This window comes from Flavitalea antarctica (genome assembly GCF_054461535.1).
Genome location: NZ_JBTLQG010000002.1, coordinates 40,439 through 60,960, shown reverse-complemented (window position 1 = coordinate 60,960; position 20,522 = coordinate 40,439). Strand labels below are relative to the sequence as shown.

17 protein-coding genes are annotated in these 20,522 nt (G+C 45.5%); 7 read left to right on the top strand and 10 right to left on the bottom strand.

Annotated elements, in window-relative coordinates:
* Positions 1 to 58 precede the first annotated feature (58 nt).
* Together ACX0G7_RS02575 and ACX0G7_RS02570 are read left to right on the top strand one after the other, a co-directional pair.
* Positions 59 to 499, top strand: a complete 441-nt coding sequence (locus ACX0G7_RS02575) for a putative signal transducing protein (RefSeq protein WP_458921850.1) — start codon at positions 59 to 61, stop codon at positions 497 to 499.
* 26 nt (positions 500 to 525) lie between these two features.
* Positions 526 to 1,344: a sterol desaturase family protein gene (locus ACX0G7_RS02570; RefSeq protein ID WP_458921849.1), complete on the top strand. Its 819-nt coding sequence runs from the start codon at positions 526 to 528 to the stop codon at positions 1,342 to 1,344.
* A gap of 153 nt (positions 1,345 to 1,497) precedes the next feature.
* Here the strand turns inward: ACX0G7_RS02570 and ACX0G7_RS02565 are convergent, their stop codons facing one another.
* From ACX0G7_RS02565 to ACX0G7_RS02545, 5 genes are all read right to left on the bottom strand, one after another.
* Positions 1,498 to 2,619 carry an efflux RND transporter periplasmic adaptor subunit gene (locus ACX0G7_RS02565; RefSeq protein WP_458921848.1) on the bottom strand — a complete coding sequence of 374 codons (1,122 nt, stop codon included), beginning with the start codon at positions 2,617 to 2,619 and terminating at the stop codon, positions 1,498 to 1,500.
* 38 nt (positions 2,620 to 2,657) lie between these two features.
* Positions 2,658 to 5,930 carry an efflux RND transporter permease subunit gene (locus tag ACX0G7_RS02560; RefSeq protein ID WP_458921847.1) on the bottom strand — a complete coding sequence of 1,091 codons (3,273 nt, stop codon included), beginning with the start codon at positions 5,928 to 5,930 and terminating at the stop codon, positions 2,658 to 2,660.
* A gap of 8 nt (positions 5,931 to 5,938) precedes the next feature.
* Positions 5,939 to 7,315, bottom strand: a complete 1,377-nt coding sequence (locus tag ACX0G7_RS02555; RefSeq protein ID WP_458921846.1) for a TolC family protein — start codon at positions 7,313 to 7,315, stop codon at positions 5,939 to 5,941.
* A gap of 327 nt (positions 7,316 to 7,642) precedes the next feature.
* A complete protein-coding gene (locus ACX0G7_RS02550) occupies positions 7,643 to 8,635 on the bottom strand; it encodes an alpha/beta fold hydrolase (RefSeq protein ID WP_458921845.1) in 993 nt (330 codons plus the stop codon).
* Positions 8,636 to 8,772: 137 nt separating this feature from the next.
* Entirely contained in the window at positions 8,773 to 9,468 is a 696-nt protein-coding gene (locus ACX0G7_RS02545; RefSeq protein ID WP_458921844.1) for a J domain-containing protein, read from the bottom strand.
* Between the two features lie 122 nt (positions 9,469 to 9,590).
* Between ACX0G7_RS02545 and ACX0G7_RS02540 the strand changes: the two genes are divergently transcribed.
* Positions 9,591 to 10,421 (top strand): nitrilase family protein, encoded by an 831-nt coding sequence (locus ACX0G7_RS02540; protein WP_458921843.1) that lies wholly within the window; start codon positions 9,591 to 9,593, stop codon positions 10,419 to 10,421.
* 79 nt (positions 10,422 to 10,500) lie between these two features.
* On the top strand, positions 10,501 to 11,604 hold the full coding sequence (nagA, locus tag ACX0G7_RS02535) for an N-acetylglucosamine-6-phosphate deacetylase (protein WP_458921842.1): 1,104 nt from the start codon (positions 10,501 to 10,503) through the stop codon (positions 11,602 to 11,604).
* Here the strand turns inward: nagA and ACX0G7_RS02530 are convergent.
* The 5 genes from ACX0G7_RS02530 to ACX0G7_RS02510 form a co-directional block, all read right to left on the bottom strand.
* On the bottom strand, positions 11,601 to 13,109 hold the full coding sequence (locus ACX0G7_RS02530; RefSeq protein WP_458921841.1) for a S41 family peptidase: 1,509 nt from the start codon (positions 13,107 to 13,109) through the stop codon (positions 11,601 to 11,603). The two genes, nagA and ACX0G7_RS02530, sit on opposite strands and share 4 nt — an antisense overlap.
* A gap of 58 nt (positions 13,110 to 13,167) precedes the next feature.
* The gene (gene thiL / locus ACX0G7_RS02525; RefSeq protein ID WP_458921840.1) at positions 13,168 to 14,202 is read right to left on the bottom strand and encodes a thiamine-phosphate kinase; all 1,035 of its coding nucleotides are present in this window, start codon (positions 14,200 to 14,202) and stop codon (positions 13,168 to 13,170) included.
* Between the two features lie 82 nt (positions 14,203 to 14,284).
* Complete coding sequence (locus ACX0G7_RS02520; RefSeq protein WP_458921839.1) at positions 14,285 to 15,061, bottom strand: inositol monophosphatase family protein; 777 nt, start codon at positions 15,059 to 15,061, stop codon at positions 14,285 to 14,287.
* Between the two features lie 53 nt (positions 15,062 to 15,114).
* Positions 15,115 to 16,203: an alkene reductase gene (locus tag ACX0G7_RS02515; RefSeq protein WP_458921838.1), complete on the bottom strand. Its 1,089-nt coding sequence runs from the start codon at positions 16,201 to 16,203 to the stop codon at positions 15,115 to 15,117.
* Between the two features lie 249 nt (positions 16,204 to 16,452).
* On the bottom strand, positions 16,453 to 16,845 hold the full coding sequence (locus ACX0G7_RS02510; protein WP_458921837.1) for an ArsR/SmtB family transcription factor: 393 nt from the start codon (positions 16,843 to 16,845) through the stop codon (positions 16,453 to 16,455).
* 59 nt (positions 16,846 to 16,904) lie between these two features.
* On the opposite strand from ACX0G7_RS02510, the gene ACX0G7_RS02505 reads away from it, so the two are divergent.
* From ACX0G7_RS02505 to ACX0G7_RS02495, 3 genes are all read left to right on the top strand, one after another.
* A complete protein-coding gene (locus ACX0G7_RS02505) occupies positions 16,905 to 18,086 on the top strand; it encodes a glycosyltransferase family 2 protein (RefSeq protein WP_458921836.1) in 1,182 nt (393 codons plus the stop codon).
* Positions 18,087 to 18,267: 181 nt separating this feature from the next.
* Entirely contained in the window at positions 18,268 to 19,794 is a 1,527-nt protein-coding gene (locus ACX0G7_RS02500) for a GH3 family acyl-acid amido synthetase (protein WP_458921835.1), read from the top strand.
* 21 nt (positions 19,795 to 19,815) lie between these two features.
* A complete protein-coding gene (locus tag ACX0G7_RS02495) occupies positions 19,816 to 20,448 on the top strand; it encodes a LysE family translocator (protein WP_458921834.1) in 633 nt (210 codons plus the stop codon).
* Positions 20,449 to 20,522 lie beyond the last annotated feature (74 nt).

Sequence of the window (20,522 nt, the reverse complement as noted above, 5' to 3'; positions counted from 1 at the left end):
CAGGTTCAAATAACAGTTTGAATCCTGGCTTTTTCTTTTGTGTTCCAAGTCAAGTAAAATGTTCACCCAAGTCAGGTCCTACGATAATTACATTCCCGCTAATATGATCCTCTCCAGGCTGGAGCAGGAAGGGATAAGGGCATACCTGCAGGATGAACATACTGTTACCATAGACCCGATTATCTCTAACGCCATTGGCGGCATCAAACTGATGGTGATAACCGACCAGCTGGATCGTGCCCTGCACCTGATTAACGGATTCGAAGAAGCATATAACAAAGCGGGGGCTTGTCCTGAATGTCAGTCGACCAAAGTCAAATTTCTGATAGAACCTGAAACAAGCCGGAATTGGTTCAAAAGCATCATCGATAAATTCACCGGTACATACGGCACCGGCTCAAAAGGCATTTATCATTGTTATGATTGCGGAAACGAGTTCAGCGAACTACAATTTCCTGCCATGGAAGAAGGCGAAAAAATAAACCCGGAAAAACCGTAAATTACTGTTACAACCCGGTGCTTGTTATGCAGGATTTCATGAATTTCTGGGAGCATATAGCCACCTGGCAAAGGATGGTGATCCTGCTTGGCGGAATGGTCTTCTTCTGGTTAATTGAAGGATACTACCCGCTGTTTACATTCTCCTGGCGGCGATACAGGCATGCGGGAACCAACCTTGTTTTTCTTGGAACAACTGTTTTGCTCAACCTGGTATTTGGTGCTGTGACCTTATGGGTTTGCGATTGGGTAACCAAAAATGACTTCGGTTTACTTAATTGGGTTGAAATGCCACTTTGGGCCCGGATAATACTTGGCCTTTTCTTTATGGACCTGTTTGGTCAGTACATCCCTCATTATATTATGCATAAAGTGAAATTCATGTGGAAATTCCACATGATCCATCACAGTGATACGAAGGTGGATGTTACAACCGGAACAAGGCATCATCCCGGTGAATGGCTTTTTCGTGAAAGCACTACGATTATCGGTGCGTTCCTGATTGGCCTGCCTGTGGGCATGTATTTTCTTTATCGCAGTACTGCAGCCATCTTCACACATTTCAACCACGCCAATATCAGGGTTCCGGTATGGCTGGATAAGCCAATCAGCTGGATACTTGTGTCACCAAACATGCACAAGGTTCATCATCATTATATGCGGCCCTATACCGACAAAAATTTCAGTAACATCTTCTCCTTGTGGGACCGCATCTTCGGAACTTTTGCGTATGATGATCCGCGTAACCTGCGTTACGGCCTGGACGTTTTAGATGATCGTGATGATGAGAATCTCCGGTACCAGATGAAGATCCCGTTCAATAAAAATATCAAAACAGATTATTGAGCTGCTGTAGTCCCGGCATAAACCCGAGACCTTGCAAATGAACTCAATCCCTCCTCCATGCGCTAAATCCCTCCTATATGGACCTGAAACCTGTTACCTGAACTTAATACCAGATACATGAACCCGATACCGCATACATAAACGGAATACCACCTATTGGACTTTTGCACTTCTTATAGCCGAACCGTCGCGTATCTCTTCATTGGCTTGTTTAACGATCAGGTCGCCCACCGCAAGTTCACCAAATATTTCTGCCTGGCCATTGAACTCACGGCCACGGCTAACCGTAACCCATTCAGCCTTGTTGTCGCGCACACGGATTACAAATACCTTTTCCTGTGAATTCACGATCGCCGTCCTGGGGACTACAAAAGTACTATCCCGTGCAGGCATTGGAATGTCAACCTCAGCGATCATCCCCGGCAATAATTTTTTACCGGTATTCGTCACATCCATCTCCACTCTTTCTGATCGTAGCCGGGTATCAAGTGCACCAGCCAGACGTGCGATTTTTGCTTTGAACTTTTCATTGGGCATGGCTCTTACGGTGAAGTTTACCTGGTCAAGGTTACGCAGGTAACCGGTATAAGCTTCGGGAACAGAGACAACCAGTCGCAACTTGTCTTGCTGCTGGATCGTGAACAAGGGAAATTCCGAGCCCTTGCCTGATGGCCCTACATACGCACCCAGGTTAATATTGCGGGCAGTGATCACACCGCTGAACGGCGCGCGAATCTCCAGGTAGGACCTGGTAATTGTTACTTCCTTCAACAGCGCACGCGCAGCTTCAAGCTGTGCGAGGTCAGAATTTTTCCTCGCATCCGCCTGCTCCAGGTCATTCGGTGAAATAGTACCGGGCGTTTTGCTGGTTTCATACAACCTGTCGTAGTTGGATTTGCTTGCCTGGTAAACCGCTTCCTGGCTCTTCACCCTTGACTCTGCGGCGGCGAGTCTTGTACTAAGTTCCGGAGCGTCCATGGTTGCAAGCAACTGGCCTGTTTTCACCTGGCTTCCTACATCAACAAAAAGTTTTTTGACAAAGCTTACCTCTTTGGCGTAAAGGTCCACCTGCTGATTTGCGATCAACTCTCCCGGGCTGCGGAAGGACGTAGATATTTTATCTTTTTTCAATACGGCCAGTTCGTGGGCAGGCACAACAGGGGTTGCAGGCTTTTTTATCTCAGCTTCTGATTCGGGGGATTCGCAGGAGGTGACCAGGCTCGCAAAGATCATGGCTGCGGCTCCTATCCTTAAAATCCCTAACGCTTTGTTCATCATTTGCAGTTATAATAATTAGCAGTTATAGTAGCTTTTTAAGCGTTGTCTCCGACATAGAAACGACTCTCCTTATCTTCCGGATCGAGTGAAACGGATACAATGCTTGTTTTTTTCTGGATCCATGAAAATATCAATGGCAGCACAATCAATGTAGCAAAGGTAGATGCAATCAGACCACCGATTACCGCCCTTGCCAGAGGCGAAGCCTGATCGCCACCCTCTCCAAAACCTGCTGCCATTGGGATCATCCCCACCACCATAGCCAGAGTAGTCATAATGATCGGCCGGATACGCAGAGCAGCTGCTTCCTTAGCCGCAGTAACAGCATTGCCTGAGATTCTTCGCAAATGCTCTGCATTGGTAATGAGCAATACGGCGTTTGCAATAGAAACCCCGACAGACATAATGATACCCATATAAGACTGCAGGTTCAAAGTTGAGCCTGTTAGCTTTAGCATTATCAATGCGCCAAGTACAACCGCAGGTATAGTGGTAAGAATTACGAATGAAACCTTGAAAGACTGGAAATTTGCGGAAAGCATCAGGAAGATCACCAGGATTGCCACGATGAGGCCGGATTGCAGGCTATCCAGGGTTTCCGTAAGTACTGTACTCAGGCCAATCGTTTCCATAGTAAGTCCACGCGGCAATTCTCCCAGGTTCCTGATGGCTTCGTTAACAGAAGCCGTGGCGGTGCCCAGATCAACTTCGTGCAGATTTGCTGTCACAGAAAGAATCGGAACCGAACCAAGGTTATCATTTTCACCATAGGTTGTATCTGGCGTAATGGTGGCCACATCACTGAGCACTGGTCTGGAAACATTTTTAAGAATTGGTATTTCACCGATGCTCTCAATACTGGTCATCTGGTTTTCCGGAACCATTACCTGTACGCTGTAAGTGAGATTTGCCTTTTCATCTATCCACTGATTTTTTTCTGTGTATCGCGATGATGAGGTTGAAGCTATCAGTGACCTTGAAATATCCGTGACATCCACACCAAGCTGTGAAGCGCGTATCCGGTCTATCGTAATGTTGAACGACGGATACTTTATAGATTGTGCAATCTGTACATCTCTCAGGTAGGAGATCTTCTTCAGTTCGTCCATCAGCTTATAGGCGTATTCTTCATTTGTTTTTTTTGTTCTGCCAGCTATCCTTATTTCAATAGGCGTTGGTGAGCCCTGGCTGAGAATCTTATCGGTCAGTTCAATCGGCTCAAATGAAAGACTGACATCGGGCATAGCATCATGAAGTCTCTTCCGGAACCTTTCTTTCAAAGCATCCATTTTTTCGTGGTAACCTTCCGCCAGACTTACCTGCAGAACAGCTTCATGGGGCCCGCTCATAAAGAGATAAATTGGACTTACTGAAAATAAGGCCGGATGAGATCCGACATATGCGGAGGTTATCCCGATATTTTCTTTCCCGATCATTCCTTCCAGTTCCCCTATCGCCCGCACCAGTTTTTCTTCGGTGCGTTCTATTCTTGTTCCATCAGGCGCGCGGAGCCGGAGTTGAAACTGGCCGGAGTTGACTTTTGGAAGTACATCCCGACCGGTGTTGGCGAATAAGTAGACGGCGGCTCCGATGGTCAGTAGCAGATATGCAGAAACGATAACTGGCTTATATGGCATCATCCTGTTGATGAACCTCAGGTAACGCGCGCGTAACCGTTCAAAAGGAGTAAGCCTGGTATTGCTTTGCGGTTTTGCAACCGTATAAATTGGTAATCCGGCATCATCTGTTGCCACGATCGTTTTCTCCACTTCTTCGGACGCGGAGTGAACGAAATTATCAGGGTTTCCTTTTTTATATTTTCCCTTTTCATGTTTGTTGCGCATGATCCAGTTAGCCATGATAGGCACGAACGTCTGGGAAAGCAGGTATGATGTGATCATAGAAAACGCAATGGCCAGTGCAAGCGGCAGGAACAGTGAACCCGGAATGCCGGTCATTGTGAAAGCCGGTGCGAACACTGCCAGGATACAAAACAGGATCAGCAATTTCGGAAAAGCTATTTCCTTACACGCATCCCAGATAGCGAGGGCCTTTGGTTTGCCCATATCAAAATGCTGGTGAATATTTTCAATGGTTACCGTCGATTCATCGACCAGGATCCCGATTGCTAGTGAAAGGCCACTGAGGGTCATGATGTTTATGGTCTGGCCAAATAGCTGCAGGAACAAAACACCCGCAATAATTGATGCCGGAATAGTCAGGATAACGATCAGCGCTCCCCGGGCATCTCCCAGGAACATGAGCACCATCAGCCCTGTCAGGATTGCCCCTATGGCGCCTTCAATCATCAGGCTTTTGACAGCATTCATTACATAAGCCGACTGGTCGAATTCATAGGACAGCTTCACGTCCTCGGGCAACAAAGCCTGGAACCGTGGCAGGCTGGCTTTGAGATTCTGAACTACCTCCCAGGTGGATGCGTCAGCCGATTTGGCTACGTTCAGATACACGGATCTCTTTCCATTAACCAGCGCATAACCGGACGTCTGGTCCGCACCGTCCTCAACAACGGCAACATCCTTTAGATAAAGATTTTGAACCCCTCCTTTAAACAGCGGGATATTTTCAAAGTCTTTAACGGTCTTAATGATTGTATTTGTTGGTGTGAAATAGTTGTAATCCCCGATCCGCACATTACCTGATGGTGTGGTTTGATTGTTTACCCGCAGTGCTTCCACAAGCTGGTCCGGGGTGAGATTGTGCGAACGTAACAATTCGGGATCGGCCTTGATGAGGATGGAGCGAACATTACCGCCAAAAGGAGGCGCGGCAACCAGGCCCGGGATAGATGTAAACGATGAGCGAACATAGACGTTCGCCATATCTGCCAGTTCATTGTTTGATCTCGTGGGGCTGCTTAGTACAAGCTGACCGACAGGGAGCGTGGAGGCATCGAAACGAATAATGAAAGGCGGGTTTGATCCCTGGGGGAATACTGCCTGCACCCGGTTACAAAAAGACGAAAGCTCCCCCGCTGCCTGGGCCATATTTGTTGACGGATAGAAAGTCAGCTTCATCAGCGTGAGGCCAAGAATATTTCTTGTCTCGATCGACTTGATCCCGTTTACGAAAAGCAGGATGTTCACGTACTGTTTACCAAACAGCGCTTCCATCTGGGTGGGAGTGTATCCGCCAAAAGGATGCGAAATGTAAATCACCGGTAAGTTCATTGCCGGGAAAATATCCACCTTGATATTGCGCACTGCATTTACTCCAAAAAACAATATGCCTGCAACCAGCACTAATATGCTTATCGGTTTGCGAAGTGCACTTTTTATTAATCCCATAAATCAGATCAGTTCGTTTTCAACCCGTTAATGAACATTTGGAAGTCCCCTCCGGCAGCGGCTTTAAGCAGGAACGCCTGCCACACATTATTATATGCAATATCCCGGTCAGTCTCAGCGCGGTTCAAAGCATATAATGATTGCGTAACGTCAACAATGGTAGTGAGTCCATTCCTGTATAAAACGGTTCTTTGCAGGTAGGCATCGGAAGCAGCTTTCACCTGCAACGGAGCTTCCTGGTAAGTGGCCAGGGCATTGGCAATTTTTATCTCAGCAAGCGCGAGCTGTGCTTTTATCTGCTGATTGGTAAGTTCAAACTCATCACGCATTGCCGACGAAATAAAATTTTGTGAAGCTACCTGCTGACTTACCCTCAGAGGGTTGGTGAGGTTCCAGGACACTCCTATGCCCACGAGATAGTTGGATCGCGAGGGCTCGATACCTTTCAGATAATTCTGGTTGAATGCAGTTTGATCCTGGGCATAGTTTGATCTGAACCCCGAACCTCTTGTCTGAATAACACTGAACATTGAAAACACGGGCAGGCTAAGCTTCCTGAGATATTTTGTCTGGGCATCGCTGACCTCGATTCTTTTTTGGTACCACCCGAGGATAGGATGTGTTGCCGGGTCCGGAGAAGGAGTTTGAAGAATCGACGGAATGCGGGTGATAAAAACGGTGTCTGCAATCAGTTCCTTATCCGGGATGCCCATCAAAACCGCAAGCCTGTTTGCCATTTCCTGCTCCGCATCCTTTGACCGTATGAGTTGCAACCTTGCGCTCGACAATTCGGCGTTAGCCAGGGAGGAATCAACGCCGGCGATGAGTCCGTTTTTTGCTCTCGCGGTAACGACCAGTTTAAATGTGTCGGCGCGTGCGAGGTTTTTCTCCCAGGAAAGGGTAAGCCTTTGAGCAGCCAGTAAATTCAAATAAGCCCCGGCAACCCGAACCTGGTGCTGAAAGAGTTCCTGCTGGTAATCCTTTTCTTCCCTTTCTACTTCCTTCGTGGCCACCTCGATGCGCTTGCGAACCCTTCCAAATGCAAAAAAGTCCCAGTTGAAGTTTGCAAGATAAAGAGCACCGAATGCTGCGTTCCAGTTTTGATTCGGGAGAGGCAGGCCGGAGGACGCCACCCCTAATCCGCCAAACCCATACAATGGACCATTTTGTCCATTTACGGTTCCATAACCCTGTTGAGCTGCGAGTGTAAAATTCGGCAGGGCCTCGCGACGGCTGTATTTTTCGTTTGCCTTTGAGGCTCCCAGGTAGTTTTGTTTTGCCTGTATAGTCCGATAATTCGCAATGGCTGTTTGCAAAGCTTCTTCCATGGTAAGCACCTGAGATTTTGCATTGTGATAACCGGCAATCATCACCAGCAAACTCAAACATTTCAATTTTATACTACTCATGTATAATCAGATAGTCCTTCAATTTTTTTGCAATTGTATATAAACTTTATCTATGGAAGCAGGGCGTTGGGAGGAGAAATAATGAGAACATCAAATTTAATAATATCAGATTCAGGAACCTATTAAAAATATTCGGGAGTTTTTAATATAGATAATGCCTTCCTCTTCGGTTCATTCAACCAGGGATTTCAGGTGGATTTAGTAACGAGGAATACCTGCTTTTTTTATTCAGCCTGACACTTCAGGTGGTTTTAGTAACGAGGAATACCGGGTTATTTTGTTAGCCTGGAACTCCAGGTAGGTTTATTTAACCAGGAACTTCATAATCGCCGTCCTGAATTTTTCATAAGCCTCAATATGTGGAAGGTGGCCAACACCATCAAGTTCGACAAGTCTTGACGAAGCGATCTGCCTGGCGGTTTGTTTGCCGAGTTTTGGATAGTTGCCCAAAGAGCTACGGACCCTGGGTGGTACATTTGCCTTCCCGAGTGCGGTCCTGTCACGCTGGCCGATGATGAGTAGCACAGGCATGGTAAGGTTTTTAAACTCATATACTACCGGCTGTGTAAATATCATATCATAGACAAGGGCAGAGTTCCAGGCAACGAGGGTATAGTTCCTGTTTTTCGTCCATCCGGCCTGGAGATTTACCCACTTATCATACTCAGGTTTCCATTTGTTGTCGTAGTAGTTTGTCTGTTGGTATTGCTTAATCGATTGATAGTTTTGTTTCAGTTCCGCCTGGTACCAGGTATCAACCGGCACATAAGGCACATCCAGTTTCCAGTCTTCAAGTCCTAGCGGGTTTTCAAGGATGAGCTTGGCTGTTATTTCGGGGTACATCAAAGCAAACCTGGTGGCAAGCATGCCGCCCATAGAGTGACCGAGCACAATAACCTTTTTTATATATAGTGAATCAAGCAATGCTCGTGTATGCTGGGCAAGCAGCTGAAAACTGTACTGGTAATGTTCCGGTTTGGAAGATTTACCAAAGCCAACCTGGTCCGGCATGATCACCCGGAATCCCAACGCCGCCAGATCTCTTGCTGTTTGTTCCCAGTACGCCGCACAAAAGTTTTTTCCGTGCAACAGGAGGATTGCCTCGCCTGTGGGTTCCTGGGCGGGAAGATCCATGTACGCCATCTGCAAAACCTGTTTCTGCGAGTTTACGGTTATGTACTTTACCGGAAAAGGATATTCAACATTCTGGAGATCTATGTCAGCGATGAAAGAAGTATCCTGCGAAAATCCGGATATGGAAGCGATAAGGAAGAAAGCGATCAGTATTCGGTGCATAACGGTAATTTGAACATGGAAGATAGGCCATCGGTCTTCAAAGAATCCGCATGAATTACAGGCTGCAAATATAAGAAGCGTTCGGGGATGAGATTGAGGCGACGGATGGCTTAACAGGGGCAATACTGTTAAAGCCGTTAAAGCAAGTTGATGACAACGAAAATAATGATGATGATGGCCGAAATCGTTACCGCCGGCAGGTATTTATCAAACGTTGCGCGCCTCTTCCTTTTTTTATTGAACTGATGTATCTCGAGAATTTTCTCGTTATCAGCTCCTGCCAGTTTTATCAGCTTGGCAGTAATGCGATCAATATATTCAACAGAAAGCCACTTGCTTGCTATAAGTACTTCGTCTATTGCGCGTCGTGAGACTTTGGTGTCACCGGAATTTCGAAGTAGTTCAATGTTGTTGAGGCTCAATGCGGCGTTCAAAGCCTTAAAAAGTTCGGCATGTTTGAGCCTGGCTTTGTTGCTGACGCTCTCCACCTGCTTCCTGATCCTGATTAGTTTTTTGAGAACAAGCTGGTGGGTCAGGGGCTCGGCTGGCCTCGGTTTTTCAACGGCTCTTTCTGCGCGACGATAAGAATCGGGTGCATTACGTGGTCTCCGGTATCCCTTTGCCAGGTCATAATCATAAATCGCTCGTCTGTGCTTATCAGAAAGTACATGATATGCGTCTACAATTTCCTTAAATCTGCTCTCCGCAAGTTTATCACCGACCGGATTTTTATCAGGATGATATTTAAGAGCGAGTTTTCTGTAAGACTTTTTTATCTCGTCTTCAGATGCGTCCCTTGAAACTTCAAGCGTCTTATAGTAATTCTCGATCATTGTGGGCCCAGGCGAAAGGGATGACAAAATAAGTAAAATATTTCATTACCAAAACCGTGTCTGTAGCGGATCACTATCCCACCGTTATATTGTAGTTTTGAAGATAGTCATCATTTTTAATTATGTCAACGCTTAGCATTACAACCATTCAGACCCACCTTGCCTGGGAAAACAAAGAAGCAAACCTCGAGATGTTTGGTAAAAAGATCCGTAGCCTTAACGGCAAAAAAGAAGTTGTGATCTTACCTGAAATGTTTAGCACCGGTTTCAGTATGAATCCTGCTCTGCTTGCTGAACCTATGGATGGATCCACGGTAAGCTGGATGCGTAAGATAAGTGCAGAGCAAAAAATAGTCCTGACCGGTAGTATTATTATCAGTGAAAATGGAAATTATTTCAACAGGCTGATCTGGATGCTTCCTAATGGCAACCTTGGATACTATGACAAGCGACATCTTTTTGCATATGCCGGCGAAGACAAATTCTATACTGCCGGCAACAAGCGGCTCATTGCTTCGGTAAAAGGCTGGAAGGTTAATCTGCAGATCTGTTATGATCTGAGGTTCCCGGTCTGGGCCAGGCAATCTGACTCTTCTTTCGAACAGGTTCCGCTACCGCCGGATCAAAGAAAAAACAAGGGTGTTGAATACGATCTGCTGGTATATGTTGCCAACTGGCCCGAAAAAAGGGTAACTGCCTGGAAGACACTGCTGCAGGCGAGGGCTATAGAAAATCAATGTTATGTTGTTGGCGTTAACCGCGTGGGAAATGATGGCAACAATGTTTATCACAGCGGCGATAGTATGGTGATAGATCCTATGGGAGAGATCCTATACACAAAATCGCATGAAGAAGATATTTCTACGGTCTTACTGGATAAAAATAAGCTTGAAGAAGTTCGGACCAAACTGCCTTTCCTGAATGATGCAGACGACTTCCTGATACAAACCTGAGCCTGACCTGACGATTAGCTAAACTGATCACTTATAAACCAAACCCGTCATTCGTCAGTTATAACCGAAAATACAGAACATGGCAACAGCTTATAGAAATGCAAAGATCTTTACGGGTGACAGCTTCGAGGAGGGAAAAGCTATCCTTGCCGATATGGGAATTATCACCGACGTGGTGGATTACGATTCGATTCCCGGTGGATACAACGTTATAGATATAGGTGGTTATAACATCGCGCCGGCTTTTATTGATCTGCAGATCTATGGCGGCAATGGCAGGATGTTTTCCGACAATCCTGATCATGAAACGCTTGATGCAACATACCAGTATTCGAAAGCAGGTGGCGCAGCACAATTTATGATCACGCTGGCCACTAATTCGATCGATACCTTTCTCAAGGGAATTGTGGCAGTGAGATCATACTGGCAGGAAGGCGGGCAGGGATTACTTGGACTGCATCTTGAAGGGCCATACATAAACGCGAAAAAGAAGGGCGCACATATTGAGCAATATATCAAAAAGCCCGTGCTGGATGAGCTGAAAATGCTGATGGATAAAGGTGGTGACGTAATTAAAATGATCACTATCGCTCCTGAAGTCTGCAGCGAGGAGGTGGTGGAATTCCTGTTGGAGAATGTAGGTATTGTATCAGCTGGTCACACAAATGCAACCTATAATGAAGCACAAACTGGCTTTGGTCATGGTATAATGGCCGCAACCCATTTGTACAATGCAATGACCGGGCTTCAGCACCGTGAGCCCGGTGTTGTGGGTGCGATATTTAACGACCCCAATGTTATGAGCAGTATCGTGTGTGATGGAATTCATGTGGATTTTGCGGCGGTAAGGATCGCAAAAAAAATGATGGCTGAAAGACTGTTTTATATCACCGATGCCGTTGCCGAATCGAAGACCGGATCCTATCAGCATATCTTCAACAATGACCGTTATACCTTACCTGATGGTACTCTTAGCGGATCCTCACTCACCATGATGAAATCTGTTAAAAACGGAATAGAGAAAGTGGGTATCCCCCCCGAAGAATCACTGAGGATGGCCGCCGAATATCCCGGAAATTTGTTACAGGGCGACATCCTTACCGGAAAGATCCAGGAACATTACCTGGCGAACCTGGTGGTGTTTGATGATGACTATAATGTTATCCGGGTCATAAACTCCTAAAGCTTTTGGTGCACCGTCGCATTTTTTGAAAGAATGATCTCTTTGATTACTTCGACTTTAGGATCTATTCCTCTCCGGATAGATTCCACTGAGGGAAGGACTTCTATATCCGGCATAACCCCGCGGCCGGCTGCAACTTTCTCCCGATCCATCACCAGCCGAAATTTCGGTAAACTAAATCGCAGGCCCGTTGCAGGAAGCGTTACATCAGGTAACATCCAGGCAGAATTTCCGTAAGCCCCGCCGCCCGTCTCTTCGCCAATAATCCTGACATTCGATTGCCCCTGCAGTTTTTTTGCGAACAAGGCAGTCGCGGAAAACGAGTTTCCCCCGGTCAGTATAAAAACATCGCCGTCAAAATGGTTTTTGCGTTTGGGTTTGAAAACATGCCTTTCCAGGTAACCAAAGTGATATTTGCCATCGCGCCCCTTGTGTGTGATAAACTGCATCATCAGCCAATAAAGGGGTTGCATTTCGATATGATTTCGATAGCGGCTTCTCCTGGTGACAGCATACAGGCTGTCTGCCAGTTTGAAGTTTTTGTCTGTGATATACCTGGTAAGCAGCGTTGAATTACTTGCGTCACCACCGCCATTCGTACGAACATCGATGACCAGGTACCGGATGTCCAGCTGCTTCATCGTCTTAAAACTTTTCCGGAAGAAGGACTTCAGTTTATGGCCCCTCGAGAAAGTATTGACAGTCATAAACGCCGACCGCAGCGTCGTATCAACCTGCACATTACGGGCGGAGTGCATGGAGATAAATTTCTCCTCCTCCCGGCTCGGCCGCCTGGTCGTTACCTGTTTCCGCCTGTCAACAGTATCAGCTGCAGGATCATATACGGATATCCGGGTTGTCTGATGCTGATTCCAGCGATCATAATAGCTGATATCAACGCTGTCAGGCAACCCATATATGTTTTTATAAAATGCTCCGAAGTTGCCACGGTTACTGATCGCCTGATATTTACCGGTAATAGCGTTACCATCGGCTGAGAGGTAATTGAAAACGGTATCAATCAGTTTGGTGACGGGAACACGGTTTATGGCAGTGATAATTGTTCCTCTGCGGATAACAGAATCGTTGCGGTTAAGGTTAGCAGTTACAACCATAGTATCTTCCCACGCTTTGATACTTAAGGGGAAGATCTTGAGCCTCGCTGTGTCAAGGTATGCGGAATAATATTTTGAATACCTTACCGCGGTATGACCGCATTTCATTTTTGAAACCACAAAACTGAGTACGGTTCTCAGTTCACGTTCTGTCATGGAATCTCTCAACCGGGCGAAGCCCTGGTCAAAATAATAGTCCATGCTATCTTTGGGAGTGAACCAGTATAAACTTGGGTGGGATTCTTCCAGTACGTTGCGAAACAGCGTATAGTCCTTCTGCAGAGCTGATTTCGGGTACTTTTTTTCTGCGACAAATGATTTTCGTGAACTGCCGCAGGACGCCACAAAAGTCAAAACCAACAAAAATACAGGTATTGAATTTTTTTTCATTCCCAGTCTTACCCCGCTATATTTTTATGGCTGAATTTCAACCCTTACCGTTTAACTGTTACTGTTTAAAGGCGTTCCATCCCTGTGCGGTGACCGGATGTTTCTTGCCGCCCTTTGTGATTATATGCGATCCTTCAGCCAGGTCGGTGATATAACCGATTACACTGATCTCTTCATTAAGAACGAGCTTATCATAGTCAGATTGCGGTATCGTGAACAATAATTCATAGTCTTCGCCGCTGCTCAGTGCACAGGCAGTAGGATCGATTTCGAACTTATATGCCGCCTGTTTCATCCTGTCCTCGATCGGCAATTTATCCTCATATATTACTGATCCGACCTGGCTTTGTTCACAAATATGTAAAATCTCGGAACTGAGGCCATCACTAATGTCCATCATGGCAGTCGGCATAATCCCGGAAGTCTCAAAAAATTCAATGATATCCTTTCTTGCCTCAGGTTTCAATAACCTGCCGATAACATAATCTTCGCCCTCCAGGTCAGGTTGAACCTGTGGATTTTCCAGGTAGATCTTCTTTTCTCTTTCAAGAAACAGCAGGCCGACATAAGCAGAACCGAGATATCCGCTGCAACAGAGAAGATCCCCTTTTTTGGCACCGCTACGCTTTACAAATTTATCAGGCGTTACTTCGCCGATGGCAGTAACCGAGATAACAAAGCCTTTCTGTGAGGAGGTTGTATCCCCCCCGATCAGGTCTACGCCGTATTTTTCGCAAGCCGCGTAAACCCCGTCATAAAACTCCTGTAACGCTTCGAGACTGAACCGGTTACTGAATGCTATGCTCATGGTGACATGTGTCGGTGTAGCGTTCATCGCATAGATATCGCTCAGGTTCACGATCACACTTTTGTAGCCAAGATGTTTAAGCGGAGTATACATGAGGTCGAAATGAATCCCTTCTACAAGCATATCCGTTGAAATAACAGTTTGCTTTCCGAAGTGATCGATAACGGCGGCATCATCCCCGACCCCCAACACGGTCGACGCATTCTGAATTTCGATATTCTGGGTGAGATACCTGATAAGACCAAACTCTCCAATTGACGCTATTTCTGTTCTGTTGTCGGACATTGTATTTTTTGTTTAGGTCAGATGCTGTGGGTACAAATAGCTTCATTTCACCGCTGGTCACTCCTGACCAGGATTGGCTAACTCACAATTTGCCCTGGATCCACAATAGCAATTCCTCATGAATTTTACCATTAGTGGCCAGAATGTTTGGCTGGTAAGGTGAGTAATAGTCTCCCTGGTAATCGGTTACCTTGCCGCCTGCTTCTTCAACGATGAGGAACCCGGCTGCACTGTCCCACGCCTGCAGCTTATGTTCGTAGAAGCCGTCAAATCTACCGGCCGCAACCCAACAAAGATCCATGGCTGCAGAACCGAGCCTGCGGACAGGCACTCCTCTCCGGATAAAGCGGTCGAAGCATTCAAGCGGGCCGTTTGGCACATCGAGATAAGTGTAGGGAAATCCCGTAACAAGGCACGAATCGATCACTGTCGAAACGGTGCTGACACCGATTGGCAAACCATTGAGCATGGCGCCTTTTCCTTTTTCTGCGAAGTAAAACTCTTTAAGGAACGGATTGTAAACTGCGCCCATGATCATCTTACCGTTCTGTTCGATCCCTATCGAGACGCAACAAATCGGGATGCCATGCGCGTAGTTTACAGTTCCGTCTATCGGATCAATGATCCACTTATATTCGGAATCCATGATGATCTCACCGGATTCCTCACTAAGAATGAAATGTCCTGGGAAAAACTCCCTGACTGTTTCAATGATTGCTTTTTCTGAAGCATGATCAGCTTCTGTGACGAGGTTGTTGATGCCTTCCTTGCTGGTGACCTTTAGATCCTTGTTATTGAAATAGTACTGCATTACTTTGGCCCCGGCCTCTGTAGCGCTGATAAGTGCTTCTTTTAACATTGCGCAAAGATAGGAACCTAAGCGCCGATTTTAGTATCACCAGGAAGAGATTCTCATACCGCGATAGCTGAATCCTGGTAAGGCTGATAGTCAATGTAACCCTTTTCGCCGCCACTGAAAAATGTAGAAGGATCAAGATTATCCGACAGCGTCCAGTTATTCCTGAAACGTGTTACGAGATCCGGGTTATTGATAAACGGACGCCCGAAAGCTATCAGATTTCCAAGCCCGGATCTGATGTCGTCAACTGCTCTTTCCCTGTCGTAGTTGCCTGCGAGGATGATGGTTTGAGTAAACCACTTACCAATAGCTTTTTTCAACGAAAGTGGAACCATTTTCTCCCCATTTTCGAGCAGGTGGATATAAGCCATACCCGTTTCGTTCAATTTTTGAGCGAGATAAATATAAGTCGCTTCGATTTCATCGTATACGGGCATGTCATTATAAGTACTGAATGGAGAAATCCGGATGCCAACACGCTCTGCTCCGATGGCGGCGCTCACTGCAACAGCGGTCTCTATCACAAACCTGCTCCGGTTTTCTACTGAACCGCCATACTCGTCGGTCCTGAGATTACTGAATGGCGAAAGGAACTGCTCGAACAAATATCCATTGGCTGCATGTAGTTCAACCCCGTCGAAGCCAGCCTCTACTGCATTTTTTGCCGCGTCAACATATTCCTTCTGCGCATGCTTAATTTCGGCAATGGTCATTGCACGCGGTTTTGAATGATCCTGCAGGCCGGTGTTGGTCCAGATTTGACCGGCAGCAGTAACCGCAGAAGGGCCAAGTACTGTGCCACCCGCGGGAAGATTGGAAACATGACCAACCCGGCCGGTATGCATCAATTGCGCAAAAATCCTTCCGCCGCTTTTGTGAACTGCTTTAGTGACCAGTTTCCAGCCGTTTACCTGTTCTTCGTTGAAAAGTCCGGGAATATTTGTGTATCCAAGGCCGTTAGGTGAAGGTGATACTCCCTCAGTGATGATCAGACCAGCCGTGGCGCGTTGCGCATAATAGCCAGCCATCAGCGCATTGGGTATGTTCCCGATAGCGCGCGACCTTGTCATGGGCGACATCACTACCCGGTTCTGCAAATGAATATTTCCGAGTTGATAAGTACTGAACAGATGATTTGACATACGAAGTGTTTTTTGGTTTGTGAAATATTTATTCATTTATATATTTACAACTTTCAATGTTTTTGGGCAAAAAAAAGCCCGTTTACTAGCGAATTCTATATGCCTGGAGTTCCGACACGCAGGACGTTGCTCCCAAAGCGTTTTTAAAGAAGTGAAACCGAAATTGAGCGGACCGACGCATGTATTAATTTTAATTTTTAAATTATGCATAAAAGACTGCTAATCACTATTTTTCTACCATCACGATTGTTATTCGGCATGTTTGAGATCGTTCGATTTAAGATCACTCACTTTCCCACTGCAATGCTTCAAATCCTGCAACATCCGAATATAGAGATCAAGCATCTGCTCATTAAGCGTATACTTGTGATTTCGGCCTTCCTTTTCGGGTTCGATAAGCCCCGACTCAACCAGTATCTTAACGTGGTGAGAGATCGATGGCTGCGCCAGGTCAACAACAGTATGGATGTCAGAGCACTGACCACATCCTCCTTTATTGGAAATAAAATGAAGAATCTTCAGCCGGTTACTATCGCCCAGCGCTTTAGAAATTTTTTCGAATTGTTTAAATGTCAGCGTCACAAAAAATAGATTGAAAGATGTAAATGTATCAATTTTTATTGGATTGATCTGATTTTCCATAGGAGCCGCGACTTTTTAACATTTTGCCTTGTGATTGAAAAAATCGTAATTCGCGGTCGATGATCCTTTCAGTGCTAATTGTAAATTATAATGTTTGCTACTTTCTGGAGCATTGCCTGTTATCGGTTATTCAGTCAATCGAATATATGAAATTGGAGGAAGGCTGGCAAGCCGAAGTGTTGGTGATTGACAACGCTTCAGATGACAACAGCGTTGACTACCTGCAACCGCTTTTTCCGTCTGTGAGGTTTGTCCGGTCGCCAGAAAATCTGGGTTTCGGGAAAGCGAATAACAAGCTCATTAAAGAAGCAAATGGCCGGTATATATTGTTTTTAAATCCCGACACCCTGGTTCCCGAAGATTGTTTTGTGAAGACGATCCGTTTTATGGAATCTGATCAGGAGGCGGGAGCCTGCGGCGTAAGAATGATTGATGGATCGGGGAGATATCTTCCGGAATCTAAACGCGGCTTTCCCGGATCCTGGAACTCATTCATGAAAATGACGGGGCTGATAAACGCGTTTCCACGCAGCCGGGTATTCGCTGGTTATTACGAGGGTCACCTCGATGAAAAGAAAACACATGAAGTCGCGATTCTCAGCGGAGCATGGATGATGGTAAGATCTGCTGTATTACACGTGACCGGTGGTTTCGACGAACGATTTTTTATGTATGCGGAAGATATTGACCTGAGTTACCGTATCAAACTGGCAGGTTTCAAAAACTTCTATTTTGCTGATACAACAATCGTTCATTTCAAAGGTGAAAGTACGAGTAAGGATAAGGTTTATACAGCCCGGTTTTATACCGCGATGATCCAGTTTGTGCAAAAGCATTTCAACGGTATATCTGTCTCTATGTATACTGCTCTTTTGAAACTAATGATCAGGGCAAAGGGAACGATCAGGGCAAAGGGAACGGTTTTAAATAACAATGAAAGAGGCACCACAGAGCCTGCAGGCGGGTTTACAAAATCATTTGCAACTGGTGACGCAGGTGCAATCAGGGTTCTGGCGGCCATTACAAAACAACACCGGAAAATAATTGACAACGCTGTTCAGTATGCTGATGCAGACGAGATCGTGTATTGCCTGGGCGATCATTTTTCAATAGCGCAGCTTGTATCGCAATTGGAGGCGCACCATAATCCTGTGAATAAGATCTTTCATCCGAGAGCGGGGGCAATAATAGGCAGCAATTCAAAAAACGAACAGGGCTCTGTTGAGTTATTACCGCGTTAGTGGTTGATCACGCGATAATGTTTTTGTCGCCGAAAACTGCGTTTATCCCGCTGTTTTATTTTGCTAAAAGTGAGCCTCAATCAAATGTGTTCATCCGCTTGATTTTACAGGGGTTACGCTGTTTTTGTGGCCTTAATTCCCTAATTTTGGCAATAGCAAAATAAACCCTTGCTACTCTTTAATGGCCTTAATTGAGTTATCGCTTCCTCGTTCGATTGCGAAAGCCTTAAGACTACCGCCCAAGTCTCCTATGCGGCAGCAGATCAAGGTTTTGAAACGGCTTCTAAAAAAGGCAAGGTTTACTGAGTTCGGTCAGGCTTACCATTTTGATAAAATTCTGCTTAGTAAATATCCTGAAAAGAAGTTCCAGGAATTGGTTCCCACCTACGATTACAATGCGATATACCAACAATGGTGGCACAAAACGCTTGAAGGAAAACCCGACATCTGCTGGCCGGGAAAAATAAAATTCTTTGCATTAAGTTCAGGTACGTCAGAATCAGCCAGCAAATATATTCCCATAACCAACGACCTGATGCGCGGGAATCGCATCATCATGATCAAGCAATTGTTGAGTCTTCGAACCTACCATGACATTCCTGTAAAAAGCATCAGTAAAGGTTGGTTGATGTTAGGCGGCAGTACTGATCTTCAGAAAGGCCCGGGTTATTATTCGGGGGACTTAAGCGGGATCACTGCTAAAAAAGTTCCTTTCTGGTTTTCTCCGTTTTATAAACCGGGCAAGAAAATCGCCCGCACCAAGGACTGGAACACGAAAATTGAGGCCATTGTTGAAGAAGCGCCTAACTGGGATATCAGTTTTGTAGTAGGGGTACCTGCATGGATACAGATGTGCATGGAAAAGATTATCGAAAGGTATAATCTCAAAACGATTCATGACATGTGGCCGAACCTCGCTTTTTTTGTTCATGGCGGGGTGTCATTTGAACCTTATAAAAAGGGATTTGAAAAGCTGATCGCAAAACCGCTCACCTATATCGAAACCTACCTTTCTTCAGAAGGGTTTATTGCATACCAGGACCGTCAGCATGCGGATGGTCTGAGGCTTGCACTCAGCGAACATATATTTTTCGAATTTGTACCATTTGATGATCAGAACTTTGATGCAGATGGAAATCTCCTGGCAAATTCAAAAAAGCTTATGATTCATGAGCTTGAAGAAAACAAGAATTATGCGATTCTCCTGAGTACCATGGCCGGAGCATGGAGATATCTTATTGGTGACACTGTTAAGCTTGTAAATAAGGAGAGATCGGAGATTATCATCACGGGCAGAACCAAACACTTTCTGAGTCTCGTGGGAGAACATCTCTCTGTTGATAACATGAATAAGGCCATTCAACTGGTCACAAATGAACTGAACATTTCCATCCCGGAATATACTGTAGCTGGCATACCTGATGGATTATTTTTTGCTCATCAATGGTATGTGGCCTGTGACGATGCTGTTGATGCAGACTTGTTAGGAAAAAAAATCGATGAGAAGCTCAGGGGTCTTAATGATGACTACGCTGTTGAGAGAGAAAGCGCCCTTAAAAATGTCCATGTACGAATTCTGCCCGAAGCGGCGTTTATGGAGTTCATGGAACTTAAGGGTAAAATCGGTGGCCAACATAAATTCCCGCGGGTTATGAAAGGCAAAATGAACGAAGAATGGACCCGATACCTCGAGACCGGTAAAATATAAATTATTAGATTTTCCAAACAGATGTGGCAGGCACTTTTAAGCGGTATTACTCTTGGATTCATTCTTGCACTTTCGGTGGGACCGGTCATTTTTACTATCATTAAACAGAGCATTAATAACGGGCACGTTGGCGGATTTAGTTTTGTAGCCGGAGTCTGGGTCAGCGATATATTACTTGTGGTGATCAGTAATGCTTTTTCTGCCCTCGTATCTGACTTGCTTGAACACAGGAATATAATCGCTTATATCGGAAGCCTGTTCCTGGTGGCCATGGGCGTATATTATTTGTTTTTCAAAAAAATCACTTTGAAAACTGATGCGGAGGGCCAATTAGTAAAATTCAGCGGCTTCGATATGGTGAAACTGTTTTCCAGTGGATTTCTTATCAATACCCTTAATCCAAGCGTCTTCATCTTCTGGCTTACTACTGCCACTACATTTGCCGTAAAATATTCTTTCAGGGAACGCATCATCATCTTTGCCGTCTGCCTCGTCTTCAATATTGTAGCAGATATACTTAAAGTGATCATGGCCGGAAAACTGCGCAAAAGGTTGACCCTGCATAATGTTTCGCTGATCAACAAAGTATCCGGAACCATCCTCATCGGTTTCGGTATCGCACTTCTTTATGGAGCCTTTTATTTTGCCGCATAAAATTCATTAGATTACTAACAATTAACAAATTCTTAGAGCGATAACCGGGGCAGCGTAAACGTGGCAAACCATTT